This is a genomic window from Endozoicomonas sp. OPT23, assembly GCF_009653635.1.
Classification (GTDB): domain Bacteria; phylum Pseudomonadota; class Gammaproteobacteria; order Pseudomonadales; family Endozoicomonadaceae; genus Endozoicomonas_A.
The window spans coordinates 668,734-681,487 of the sequence record NZ_PPFD01000002.1 but is presented as its reverse complement, the minus strand read 5'-3'; the positions used below and the strand labels follow the sequence as shown (position 1 = coordinate 681,487).

At 48.1% G+C, this 12,754-nt stretch carries 9 protein-coding genes; 8 read left to right on the top strand and 1 reads right to left on the bottom strand.

All coding sequences use genetic code 11. The features are described from left to right. Nucleotides 1-97 precede the first annotated feature (97 nt). The 8 genes from malE to EOPP23_RS04935 all read left to right on the top strand — a co-directional run bounded on the left by malE (nucleotide 98) and on the right by EOPP23_RS04935 (nucleotide 11,014). Entirely contained in the window at nucleotides 98-1,270 is a 1,173-nt protein-coding gene (gene malE / locus EOPP23_RS04970; protein WP_153764840.1) for a maltose/maltodextrin ABC transporter substrate-binding protein MalE, read from the top strand. Nucleotides 1,271-1,372: 102 nt separating this feature from the next. Then, complete coding sequence (malF, locus tag EOPP23_RS04965) at nucleotides 1,373-2,917, top strand: maltose ABC transporter permease MalF (protein ID WP_153764839.1); 1,545 nt, start codon at nucleotides 1,373-1,375, stop codon at nucleotides 2,915-2,917. Nucleotides 2,918-2,919: 2 nt separating this feature from the next. Further along, on the top strand, nucleotides 2,920-3,810 hold the full coding sequence (gene malG, locus EOPP23_RS04960; protein WP_153764838.1) for a maltose ABC transporter permease MalG: 891 nt from the start codon (nucleotides 2,920-2,922) through the stop codon (nucleotides 3,808-3,810). A gap of 113 nt (nucleotides 3,811-3,923) precedes the next feature. Then, nucleotides 3,924-5,057 (top strand): sn-glycerol-3-phosphate ABC transporter ATP-binding protein UgpC, encoded by a 1,134-nt coding sequence (gene ugpC / locus EOPP23_RS04955; RefSeq protein ID WP_153764837.1) that lies wholly within the window; start codon nucleotides 3,924-3,926, stop codon nucleotides 5,055-5,057. Between the two features lie 240 nt (nucleotides 5,058-5,297). Next, complete coding sequence (gene malQ, locus EOPP23_RS04950; protein ID WP_153764836.1) at nucleotides 5,298-7,478, top strand: 4-alpha-glucanotransferase; 2,181 nt, start codon at nucleotides 5,298-5,300, stop codon at nucleotides 7,476-7,478. A 144-nt stretch (nucleotides 7,479-7,622) separates the two neighbouring features. Then, complete coding sequence (locus EOPP23_RS04945) at nucleotides 7,623-8,708, top strand: MalM family protein (RefSeq protein WP_153764835.1); 1,086 nt, start codon at nucleotides 7,623-7,625, stop codon at nucleotides 8,706-8,708. 216 nt (nucleotides 8,709-8,924) lie between these two features. After that, a complete protein-coding gene (nagK, locus tag EOPP23_RS04940; protein WP_153764834.1) occupies nucleotides 8,925-9,830 on the top strand; it encodes an N-acetylglucosamine kinase in 906 nt (301 codons plus the stop codon). 140 nt (nucleotides 9,831-9,970) lie between these two features. Beyond that, nucleotides 9,971-11,014, top strand: coding sequence for a hypothetical protein (locus tag EOPP23_RS04935; protein ID WP_153764833.1), 1,044 nt, complete (start codon nucleotides 9,971-9,973; stop codon nucleotides 11,012-11,014). Here the strand turns inward: EOPP23_RS04935 and EOPP23_RS04930 are convergent. Beyond that, nucleotides 10,974-12,539 (bottom strand): hypothetical protein, encoded by a 1,566-nt coding sequence (locus tag EOPP23_RS04930; RefSeq protein WP_153764832.1) that lies wholly within the window; start codon nucleotides 12,537-12,539, stop codon nucleotides 10,974-10,976. The two genes, EOPP23_RS04935 and EOPP23_RS04930, sit on opposite strands and share 41 nt — an antisense overlap. Between the last annotated feature and the right edge of the window lie 215 nt (nucleotides 12,540-12,754).

Below are 12,754 nucleotides of genomic sequence, written 5' to 3'. Positions count from 1 at the left end.
CGAAGCTCAAATACCTATTACTAATAACAGTTAGTAGTCGTATTTATTTCGAGCTGACAGCTTTGTCCGTAATTTATAAAAGCTGTCAGGAGCTGACATGATCAAAAAAACTTTAGCAGCAGCCATTGCACTTAGCTTTGCCGCCGGACATGCCATGGCATTCTCCGATGAAGAGATCACCATCTGGGTAGGTGGTGACAAGGCTTATAAAGGAATGGCGCAAGTTGGCAAGCTGTTCGAAGAAGAGACCGGCATCAAGGTCAAGGTTGAGATTCCCGAGAATGTGACTGACCGTTTCCAGCAGGCAGCCGCTACCGGTCAGGGTCCTGACATCATGTTCTGGGCACACGACCGTTATGGAGAGTGGGCAAAAGCAGGCCTGCTGGCAGAAGTTAAACCGGCCGCTGACTTTAAAGCAGGCATCGAGCCCTTGGGCTGGCAGGGCATGACAGTAAACGGCAAAGTTTACGGTTACCCTATTGCCATGGAAGCTATTGGCCTGATCTACAACAAGGACATTCTTCCTGAAGCACCAGCCAGCTTTGAAGAGCTGTTCGAGCTTGACAAGAAGCTGGCCAAGAAAGGACTGGAAACCATTATGTGGGACCAGGCCAGCCCTTACTTCTCCATTCCAATGCTGAATGCTAATGGCGGTTATGTCTTCAAGGAAACCGCTGCCGGTTACGATGTGAAAGATGTAGGTGTTAACAGTAAGGGCGCCAAGAAAGGCGCTCAGATGCTGTCTGATCTGATCACCAAAGACGTTATGCCAAAAGGCGTTGATTACGGTGTCATGGATTCCAACTTCAACCAGGGCAAGGTGGCCATGATGATCACCGGTCCATGGGCCTGGTCCAACCTGGACAAGAGCAAGATCAATTATGGTGTAGCACCGATTCCTTCCATTGACGGCAGCCCGTCCCGTGCCTTTGTAGGCGTTTGGGGTGCAACCATCAACAACGCAACACCGAACAAGGAACTGGCTCAGGAATTCCTGGAGAACTACCTGCTGACCCAGAGCGGTCTCGAAACCATGAACAAGGACGTGCCTCTGGGTGCTGTTGCCAACAAGGCGTTCATGAAGAAGCTGTCTTCAGACCCACGTATTCAGGCGACTTACCAGAACGCCGTTGGCGGTCTGCTGATGCCTAACGTACCGGAAATGGGCAAATTCTGGTCTTCTATGGGCTCTGCCCTGTCCAACATCACTACCGGCCGTGAACCAGTGGACGTTGCTCTGGATAACGCTGCCAAGCGCATTCTGAACTGATTCAGACATGCATCAGCCTGAGGAAGTTTCCCTTTTACTTCCTCAGGTTTATCAAACATTCGTCGTTTTTTAACTGTTCCTGCCAGTTTTCGGAGTCCTGCCATGAAACTGCCAAAGGATGCCAGCGAAGCCCTGTCCGGCCACTGGCTGAAATGGCTGCTGGTCGCTTTCATTGATATCGCCCTGCTCTATGTAATTACCCTGATGTACGCTCAGGGAGAAACTGCCTTCGCCATGGTTATTCTGGTTCTGGGTAGTATCGGCACCTGGGTGTTTACCAGCGAAAAATGCTACAGCTTCCGCTATATCTACCCCAGCCTGCTCGGTGTGATCATGTTCGTGGTGTTTCCACTGATTTACACCGTAAATATTGCTTTTACCAACTACAGCTCTACCAACCTGTTGACCCAGGATCGGGTAAAGCAGGTTCACCTGCAGAAAACCTACACCAGTGGTGCCGAGAAGTTTGGCTTCAAACTTTATCAGTCCGGTGACAATTATCAGCTGCAGCTGATCAATAAAAACGACAAATCACAATCGTTCGCCACTGACGCTTTTCAGTTTACTGATGTCACTCAAACTTTGACTGCTGACTTACAACAGTCAGAAGAGCAGCCAGAAGGACAGAAACTGCCTCTGAAGAAAGTCATCAAACTGAGAAATTCACTGAAAGCCATCAGTGTTCAAACTCCTGAAGGCAACAGTCTGGTTATGACCAGCCTGAGAGAGTTTGGTGCCATGGCTCCGCTTTACCGTGAAGGAAGTGATGGTGAACTGATCAGTAATAAAGACGGTTCCATACTCAAACCTGATTTCGAACAGGGTTATTACGTTGATCAGAACGGCGAAACGGTTTCACCAGGTTTCACCGTTTATATTGGTTGGGATAACTTTACCCGCGTATTGACCGACCCGGGCATTCAGGGACCATTCCTCACCATCTTTATCTGGACACTGGTTTACGCCGGCCTGTCTGTTCTCTTCACATTGGTTGTCGGTCTGCTACTGGCCTGTCTGGTGCAGTGGGAACCTCTGAAAGAAAGCGGCATTTATCGTGTATTCCTGATTCTGCCTTATGCTGTGCCAGCTTTTATATCCATTCTGATTTTTCGCGGTCTGTTTAACCAGAACTTTGGTGAAATCAATATGGTGCTGAACGCCCTGTTTGGCATTCAGCCCGAATGGTTTACCAATGAGTTTCTGGCCAAAACCATGATTCTTATTGTGAACAGCTGGCTGGGCTACCCCTACATGATGATTCTCTGCATGGGTCTGTTGAAGGCGATTCCCGAGGATCTCTACGAAGCCTCTGCCATTGATGGCGCCAACCCTCTGCACAACCTGCGCCATATCACTGTGCCGATGATCATCAAACCACTGACGCCTTTGTTGATTGCCAGCTTTGCTTTCAACTTCAACAACTTTGTCATGATCAACCTGCTCACCAACGGTGGCCCGAACCTTATTGACGCCACTACACCGGCAGGTGCTACCGACATTCTGGTGAGTTACACCTTCCGTATTGCCTTTGGCAGCACAGGACAGGACTTCGGTCTGGCATCCGCTATTGCCGGTCTGATCTTCCTGCTGGTTGGTCTGATCGCCTGGGCCAACATGAAAGCAACCCGCAGTCTTCAGGAGCACTGATTATGGCAATGGTACAACCAAGGAATCTCAAGTATCGCGTCTGGGCTGCAAGACTGTTTCTGATCGCTTTTGTCTGCATGATCATGTTTCCGTTTCTGATGATTATTTCGGTATCACTGCGCTCCGGTAACTTTGCGACTGGCAGCCTGATTCCCGAGAACATCAGCCTGGAACACTGGGCACTGGCACTGGGTTTTAACTGGACCAGTGCGGACGGCACCATTATCGAGCCAACGTTTCCGGTACTGAGCTGGCTGTGGAACTCGGTGAAAGTCAGTGTCGTGACTTCCAGTCTTATACTGCTGCTGTCCACTACTGGCGCTTACGCTTTTGCCCGCTTCCGCTTCCGCTTCAAGCAGGGTCTGCTGGAATCCATGATGGTGCTACAGATGTTTCCGGCAGTACTGGCTCTGGTAGCTTTCTACACCATCTTCGACAAGCTGGGTAACTTCATTCCCTGGCTGGGGCTGAACACCCACGGTGCGCTGGTGTTGTCCTATCTCGGTGGTGTCACCATGAATATCTGGCTGATCAAGGGCTATTTCGAAAGTATTGATAACGCTCTCGAAGAGTCTGCAGCCATTGATGGCGCAACACCATGGCAGGCTTTCCGACACATTCTGTTGCCACTGTCGGTGCCAATTCTGGCTGTCGTGTTCATTCTTTCCTTTATCGGTGTCATCGGCGAATACCCTGTTGCCTCTGTACTGCTGCAGGATGTGGATAAGTTGACTCTGGCCGTCGGCTCCAAGCAATACCTGAACCCGCAGAACTATCTCTGGGGTGACTTTGCCGCAGCTGCTGTGCTGACCGGCCTGCCGATTACCGTGATATTCCTTACCGCACAGCGTTATCTGGTCAGCGGCCTGACCTCTGGCGGCGTGAAAGGCTGATTTACTGAAACCTTTTAGAGGCGAGTCTGCTGCAGGCAGACTCGAATGAATTGTTAGAAACGAGCCTGCTGCGGGCAGGTTCGAATGACTTGAAAGATTCTGGATATAAGACAATGGCTGAAGTAAAACTCTGCAACCTGGATAAAAGCTACGACGATGGTAAAACCTACGTCCTGAAGAACATTAATCTGGATATTGAAGACGGTGAGTTTGTAGCCTTTGTTGGCCCATCCGGCTGCGGTAAGTCCACACTGCTGAGAATGATCTGTGGTCTGGAAGACATCACCAGCGGTGAACTGTTTATTGATACCAGCAAGGTCAATGATATGCCGCCTAACGAACGACAGGTTGGTATGGTGTTTCAGTCCTACGCGCTTTACCCACATATGAGCGTTCGTGAAAACATGGCATTCGGTCTCAAACTGGCTAACCATGATAAGAAGACTATTGATGAACGTGTGAACGACGCCGCTCGTATTCTGCAACTGGAACCACTACTGGACCGTAAGCCGAAAGCTATGTCCGGTGGCCAGCGTCAGCGTGTCGCCATTGGTCGCTCTATTGTTCAGGAGCCGAAAGTATTCCTGTTTGACGAACCGCTTTCCAACCTGGATGTATCCCTGCGGGTACAAATGCGTCAGGAACTGGCTCGAATTCATGACAACCTCAAGACAACCGCTGTATATGTAACCCACGATCAGATTGAAGCCATGACTCTGGCTAACAAGATCGTGGTTCTCAGTCCTCTGGCCGAAGGCGCGGAGAGCAACCTTGAGCAGGTAGGCGCACCACTGGAGCTGTTCCATCATCCACGGAACAAGTTTGTGGCCGGCTTTATCGGTTCTCCGAAGATGAACTTCTTCAAGGGTGAGATTATTGAGACAGGCTCGGAAACCAGCCGAGTCATGCTCGACAGTGGTGAAGTAATCCGCACTTGTAACGACACTTCCCGCGCCAAAGCCGGTGACAAAATTTCACTGGGAATTCGTCCGCAGGATGCCATTTCTGAAGCATCCGGCGACAACACGGTTACCGGAACCATCCAGGCCGTAGAACGTCTGGGTACTGAATCCTTTATTTATCTTGAACAGGCAGCCATCGAAGATAGTTGTGTATTGAGAGTTGAAGATTCACGCCGTCGTGAGAACGGCTCGAACTTCACTATGGGCATTCCGGCTGAATCCTGCCATCTGTTTGACAGCCATGGTCAGTCTTTTGTCCGTACCAAAGCACCTCACTTTGATTGACTAAGTACGCAGGCACTCGTAATCGAATATTAAAATGTTCTTTGCCCGCCAGAGGCGGGCAAAGAACATATGATTTCATATGTCCGGGTACTTATCACGGTACATAAATACGCTGGTGTTTAAACAAGCGACATTGAGCATCTAATCGCCATTCAGCGCTGAATAAGCAGATAAATGGTTGATGAGCTCTCATGTCTGGAAACACACTGAATACAAGCACCCTTTTGAAGCTGTATGAGAATGATTGACCATCAACTAGTAAATCAGCTGGCCGACCTCTGCGGAATGAGCGGCCAGTACCTGGACTGGGCCGGAAAGCCGGTCACCATTAATGTCGACTACAAAATTCCACTGCTGGAAGCCATGGGCTTTGACATGAGCAGCAGTGAGTCAGTCATCAAGGCTATAACCGGTCACCGGGCCAAACAGTGGCATCGAGCCCTGCCCGATGTCCGTGTCGTACATCGCGGCAAAACGCTTACTGTCTCTGTTCGTCTGGCAGCCAGTACTCTGGAAAAGAATATTGAGTTGAATCTTCTGACAGAAGATGGGCGTCAGCAGACAATCAGTGCCGAACCAAAAGAACAGACGGTTCTTGATATCACCACTCTCGATGGTAATGAATATGTCTGCCTCGATGTAACTTTGCCTGAAAACCTGCCTTTGGGTTACCACCAGCTGACTCTGGCAAGTGATGACAACAATTGTTTGCTGATTGTTGCTCCAGAAACCTGCTTTGAGCCTGAACTGCTGGAAAACAGCGGTAAAATCTGGGGTTCCAGTATTCAACTTTACTCAGTGCGCTCAAAAGAGAACTGGGGCATGGGCGATTACCGTGATCTGGAAACCATTACCCGCGAACTGGGTAATAGCGGCGCCAGCATGGTGGGCCTGAACCCTGTTCATGCGCTCTACTCCGGCAATCCGCAGCATTGCTCTCCTTACAGCCCTTCCAGCCGTATCTTTGGTAATGTGCTCTACATCAACCCGGAAATAGTGCCGGAATTTGCCGGCTGTGAACCTGCAAAAGAACTGTTTAACAACGATGAGTTCCAGCAGCATCTGAACAAAGTTCGCAATGAAGATTATGTCGATTACCAGACTTCAGGCTGGCTAAAACTGTCTGTTCTGGAAAAACTGTTTGAGGATTTCGCCGCTAACCATCTGGCAAAAAATACCACCAGAGCCAAGGGATTTATCGCATTCTGTGAAGACAGAGGCAGCAGTCTGCGACAGTTTGCCACTTTTGAAGCATTGTACGAACACTTCCGCAAACAGGATCTGATGAACTGGGGCTGGCCTTGCTGGCCTGAGACTTTCCAGAAGCCTGATACCGCTGAAGTAAAAGCCTTTGCCAAAGAAAATGAGCAACGTATTCAGTATTTCCAATATCTGCAATGGCTGGCAGAAGAGCAGATTACTGTTGCCCAGAAAGCGGCTAAAGATGCAGGCATGACCGTTGGTGTTTATCGCGATCTGGCGGTAGGTGTCGATCGTGGTGGCGCCGATGTCTGGGGCGACCATAACCTGTTTGTTCTGGGAGCCAGCACTGGTGCGCCACCGGATGGTCTGGGTCCACAAGGTCAGAACTGGGGACTGCCGCCTTTTAACCCGGTAGTGCTGCAAGAAAGACGTTATAAGCCGTTTATTGAGATGATTCGAAACAGCATGCGTAACTGTGGTGCACTTCGAATTGACCATGCCATGGGGCTGTTCCGTCTCTGGTGGTGCCCTAATGGTAAAGGTGCTGCCGAAGGCGCCTATGTTCATTACCCTCTTCAGGATCTGCTCGGCATTATCAAACTGGAGAGCCGTCGTCAGCAATGCTTGGTATTTGGTGAAGACCTCGGCACTGTGCCGCAGGAAATCACTGACAGCCTGCCTCCGGCACGATTCTACTCCAGCATTATGGGTATCTTTGGTCAGGATGGTGATCGCTATCTGCCAGCCCATGAATTCAAGCCTAAAGCTCTGGCCACTCTGGTATGCCACGATACACCGACCATTCGTGGCTGGTGGGAAGAAAAGGATATCGAGCTCTGCCATGAACTGGGTATCTACGACGATGACGCTGTAAGCCACGAACGCTGGGCTCGCGAGAATTCCAGAAAGGCTGTGATCAATACTCTGGCTGACATGGGCGAGCTGCCATCGGGTACTGATCCTTATGCTGCAAAAGCGCCTGCTTACAGCAGGGAGTTGATGGAACGGTTCAGCTACTATCTGGCTCTCTCCAACTCCCAGATTGCCGGCATTCAGCTGGAAGATTGCATGATGATCGATACACCGGTTAATATGCCCGGCACCAGTGAAGAGTATCCGAACTGGCGCAGACGTCTGACAGAAAATCTGGATGAATTCTTCGCCAGTGAAGCCAATAAAACTTTCTTCTCCAACCTGACCAACTGCCGCAAGAGTTGAGTCAATGAGCGCAGTCGACAAGGCTGCGCTCTTCTGTTTTTTTCTGTATCCCTCTGAAATCGTTTTCAGCGATCATTTCATTATTCATTACTCGATTAGCAGTTACACTTCAGGCATCTCTCAGCTTTTTCTCTGGTAACAACCATGAAATATCTGCCTTTAATGATCATGCTGGCGACACTGGGCGGCTGTGCCAGTCAGCAGACACAGCAAACACCGGTCTCTTCAGTAGCTCAGCAGCAAACCGTTTCCGGCTTTGATGCCCTGAATCTGTCAGCGTTAAAGATTTACAACAAGGCTGTCAGAGTCGAGCAGACTATTAATGGCACAACGCCTCATATCAGGATTGCTGATGGTGTAACTCCGGTCCTCGGCTGGCAACTGCCTGATTACGGCGCTTATCGCTTCCAGCTGGACAGCTTTGTGCAACGTACTCACTTTGCCAATAAAGCCAATGCTTTTATGGCCGAGATCTGGCTGCTTGATAAGCAGATGAAACCGGTTCAAAAACTGACTTCGGATCGTTTGAAATATTCGAAACAAAGCATGCTAACAAGAGAAGCACTGACGGAAGAATTTGTACTGGACCTTCGTGTTAAACGGGAAGAGCAGCCTGTTTATCTTGTGATTCTGACCACACCTGGTGCCATGAAACAGAAAGTTGAAGTGGCTAACTTTGATAGAGAATATGCCAAAGCCCGCTCTGTTCAGGCACCACCGACACCGGATGTTTTCGCTACAGCTTCTGCCTCAGGCACGATAAGGCTCGAGGTTACGCCTCTGGTCAGCCAGTCCTTCAAAGACCAAAGTCATTCCGAAACTGAAAACAAAGCCGTTGAAAGACGCCCTGACTATGTCCCTTCCGCCGATATCCAGCAGGCTAAATCCGTCGCTGAAAAAGACAGTAAAAGCATAAGCGATCGGTACATTGAAACGGTGCAGCAGGCGATAAAAAGCGGCAAGATACAGCAAGCCATTAAAATGCGTACATCTGTGCAGGAACTTCACTCCAGATTACAGCAGCAATTTGCCTCTCTCTATGGACAGGCAAAAGACAGCATTCAACTGCCTGCCATCAGCAGCTCAGCATCTTCTTCAATTACAGAACAGTTAAACGAGCAACTCAGTCGAAAGCTGGCAGTTTATATCAAACAGGATAAACCTCAGGCGGCACTGGCACTGATAGACTCTCTAAAGCAGCTTGAATATCGTATTGATCGTTCGTTTTAATGATCAGGGTACGTGGACAGACAGCCTCGTATCCGAACATACGAATTCGTATGTCTTCCCCCGCCGTAGGCGGGGGAATGACAATCTGATATTCGATTACGTGTGTCTACACACCTATTAATAGTTTCATCCCTTTCATCAACAACATCAGCCATTACTTGCCTGGGAATGGGGTGATATAAGACACTGTTTAAACTGCCTCTCGGAGCAATCACCATGTTATACGGGCTGGATATCGGCGGAACCAAAATCGAACTGGCCGTGTTCAATGAACAACAGCAGGCTATTACCAGCAAAAGAATTCCGACGCCTACCGACTCATACGACACTTTTCTCAGCAGCATTCAGCAGCTGATCTCTGATATGGATGCTGAGCTGTCGGTCAAAGGCAAGGTTGGTATTGGTATCCCCGGTTTTATAAACCCAAGTACCGGGCTGGTACAGTGTGCCAATGTTCCCTGTACCAATGGCAAGCCTCTGCAGGCTGATCTTGAAAGAGTACTGGAACGCCCGATTAAGATTGAGAACGATGCTAACTGCTTCGCACTGTCTGAGGCTGTGGGCGGTGCTGGTGATAATGCGGGTACCGTTCTGGGTCTGATTCTCGGTACCGGCTTTGGCGGCGGTATAGTTATGGACAAAAAACTTCATGACGGTGAGAACAACCTTGCCGGTGAAGTAGGCCACACCCCCCTGCCCTGGCGCGTATTTCAGCTGACTGGCGATGACTTTCCAATCGTTCAATGCGGTTGTGGCATGCACGGTTGTCTGGACAGTTACCTTTCCGGCCGGGGACTGGAACTGATTTACCAGTACTACTCAAAAGAAACACGAAAGGGAAAGGGTATTGTCGAACTCTATCGAAACAATGACACTGTCGCTAAGAAATCTGTAGACACCTACTGTGAACTTCTTGCTTCCAGCCTTGGTGCCCTGACCAACACTCTGGACCCCGGTGCAATTGTGTTCGGTGGTGGCTTGTCTAATTTCTCGGAGCTTTATGAACTGGTACCACCGTTGCTGAAAAAATACGCTCTTAGCAATGGCAAGCTTCCGGAAATCAAAAAAGCTGTATTTGGTGATTCTGGCGGTGTTCGTGGGGCCGCCATGCTGAATATTTGATACTTACATACCCTCTGGCAACCTTTACTCAGGTTGCCAGTCGTCCAGCAAAATACAAATAAGAATAATTTAAACTCGCATCCTCAAAAGCAACTAAGCTTGGAGCTGTTTATTTTTCGATAGAAAGGTTACAGCGTTTCATGCCCAGCATGCTGCAAACAACAGGCCTGCTCCTGATAGGAATACTGCTATGCTCTCACTCGTTAGCAGAAGGAGAGCAAACTTATACAGAAGTCTCAAATAGCCACCAGAAATGTCAGTCTGCAATAACACAAAGCAGACATGAACCTGCTGTCATAGGCCAAAAATGCCGAACCATTTCAGCCAGTAATGACTTCCAAATCGAAGAGGAATCATCTATTAATGACCAGGGGGAGATTGAATACCTGTGCAACAAGCTGGATTATAATAAAGAAGAACCGCGTATAAGAATGAATAAAACATTCTGCCGGGAGGTAGTCAGACAAGGAGGCGCCTCAACCAGTTACATGTTCGCAGAAAACCACGGCAGGGCAATAGTACTTAGTAATAATGTCGAAAATGATGACCCTTCATACATAGCACTCCAGCTCATTTATTTGGCAGCCAACCTGCTTGAGATTAAAGTACATTTAGGTGAGCTAAATGGCCTCTACAAGGACAAGATAATCACCAAACATCTCTTTCATACGGCCTGGCTTTTATATGAATTCGGCAAGCACATTACACATGCTGCAAATATTGGCTTCTGGATTCCCCCCTTCAGCGCTTCATCCGCTGTGGAGCTTGGTAGTACAGGGTATGAGCTCTGGCACACCACAACTAAAATTACAGCCTCTATTCCATTTGCATCACTTGATGCAAAAGCAATGATTCAGGCACTATCGGGCAACTTTGACAACACTACAGATTTTCTTGGGTACATCTCAATGTGGCTGAACAGCGCCATTACCATCTGGCGTTCAGTTGTCCATGACATTATTTTCGTTCGTGTTCTAAGAAATTCTTATGATCTCATAGTCAGTTTTTTTTCAGCAACGACTGAAGAACTACCCTCACTGGGTCTAGAACAATCATCTTCAGACGTTACCGCTGCTCTATACAGTCAGTCCACAAACAGCCAGCAAGCCGAACCAAAACACAACCAGGAAACTCCTTTTTCTCTCACTGACTTTTTACCTGCGGGTGAAACCAGTCATAAATAAGTTGTTTGTTTTGATTTAATGTCCACCCTGCCAACTGCCGCAAAAGGTTGGACTGTAATGCCGGGAGATACAGGTCAAGCATAGAATTATAGGACGGGAAATTTGTCCAGGTACTGTAGCAATCAAAATAACTTGCAACCCCGGAATAACTGGTCAGACAGGTTTGAATGTCATAGCCCAGCTTCTGCCACCAGATTTCCGGTTTTTCATTGTAAACCCACAACACATCAACCTTCCTCCCTCCTTTTACTCCGTGATACTCATTGTCAAACACTTCCAGATCTTTCTGAAGGTAGACGGCAGCCTGCCCACTGCTTTTCTTCTCATAGAGCGCTTCAACCAACTCTTGATATCTACCCCTACTGAATACATGAGAGTTATTAACAGCCTCTTCCAAAGAGTCACCAATTGGCACTTCCAATGGTTGATAGCTCAGCTCACTTGCAGTCTCATCGGGCTTGATACCAAAGAGTTTGGTTACCGCTTTTTCTAAACCCACTACAAGAGTTCCATCAACAAGAAGGGTAGAGCTGATAGAAATATCGGTATTAACCAATGCAATAATTTTGCCTGTATCCGGCCTGGCTAACAGAGGCATAATCCCAAGGTAATCTACAGGACCATTGTCTAGTAACTTAAAACGGGATGATGCCAATGAGCTCGAGTGAGACTGGTAGTTTTTATTCACGCATTCATCCAGACAGTAATCCGGCAAATATAAATGGGAGAGCGAATCAGGGAGAAAGTGTGGAAAATTAGCGCTACTTGCTGCCACCGCATCCTGTACTCGAATAACAGATTCTGATCCATTCAAACTGTCAGTACAGCGGGTATATTCACCAGCAAGCATACGCTCAGGCAGTTTTCGTCCTGTTCTCACAGCTGCTGCACCAGGCTGCATTTCAAAAGGGTAAATTGTCTGCGAAGCAGTCTTCAACAAGGCACTTATAATCAAATTCATTTTCTCTGGTTTACCTGGGAAGCTCCATTTATCCATAGCCATTTTTAATGACGGAGTCAGAGCATCAACCAGAAAATCAGCCCAAATGGTTTCAGTTGGGTTACCAACTACCTTTTGAACTATAAAATACCACGCAAAACCGAGCAGATTAGAAAACTCTTGTGTCCTTCTCCCCAGACTGTTTGGTTCCAGATCAAATAAGTTCACAGTGCCTGCATCACCAGCTCCTAGCTTCAACCTCTCGGGGTTAAAATCTTCTTTCATTGTTGATGAGTTTCTATGGGGCTCTTCACCAAAATAGGCAGCGGCAAACCAGGCTGACCCTGAAACCAGGGAAAGGTAGTCAATCTGTTCTTCGATACCATTCTGCTTCATCCAGGCAAAATAACCTCGAGAGAGCGAGAAAGAGCGACTACCTCCTCCAGACACACAAACACCTAACTTACTGCCCTTCTCCTCTTTATCAACTCCATATACAGCAGTGACTGGAACTACTGCCATACCAACAAGCGTACAAAGTAAAAGGGTGCTGATGCGGTAACAGACAGCCTTTGTCCTGATCATTTTTCTACTTCATTCTTATTAGTGAGTCAGAAATATAGACAATCATCTAAAGCTGGCGATGGTTTGCTCTCGTATAGGTACATAAATTAAATAAATAAACTTTTACTTTTAAGAAGTAGATTTGTGACTTGGTACTTTTGATTAAGTTATCCACAGAGGGGGATAGATAGGAGCATTCAGGCAGGGTTATATGCGGGCTTTTTGCAGACATAAAA

Bases quoted from the DNA above. Each gene is read 5' to 3' on its own strand.
- EOPP23_RS04945 (WP_153764835.1), top strand. From the start codon at position 7,623: ATGAAATATCTGCCTTTAATGATCATGCTGGCGACACTGGGCGGCTGT.
- nagK (WP_153764834.1), top strand. From the start codon at position 8,925: ATGTTATACGGGCTGGATATCGGCGGAACCAAAATCGAACTGGCCGTG.
- EOPP23_RS04930 (WP_153764832.1), bottom strand. From the start codon at position 12,539: ATGATCAGGACAAAGGCTGTCTGTTACCGCATCAGCACCCTTTTACTT.
- malG (WP_153764838.1), top strand. From the start codon at position 2,920: ATGGCAATGGTACAACCAAGGAATCTCAAGTATCGCGTCTGGGCTGCA.
- ugpC (WP_153764837.1), top strand. From the start codon at position 3,924: ATGGCTGAAGTAAAACTCTGCAACCTGGATAAAAGCTACGACGATGGT.
- EOPP23_RS04935 (WP_153764833.1), top strand. From the start codon at position 9,971: ATGCCCAGCATGCTGCAAACAACAGGCCTGCTCCTGATAGGAATACTG.
- malF (WP_153764839.1), top strand. From the start codon at position 1,373: ATGAAACTGCCAAAGGATGCCAGCGAAGCCCTGTCCGGCCACTGGCTG.
- malQ (WP_153764836.1), top strand. From the start codon at position 5,298: ATGATTGACCATCAACTAGTAAATCAGCTGGCCGACCTCTGCGGAATG.
- malE (WP_153764840.1), top strand. From the start codon at position 98: ATGATCAAAAAAACTTTAGCAGCAGCCATTGCACTTAGCTTTGCCGCC.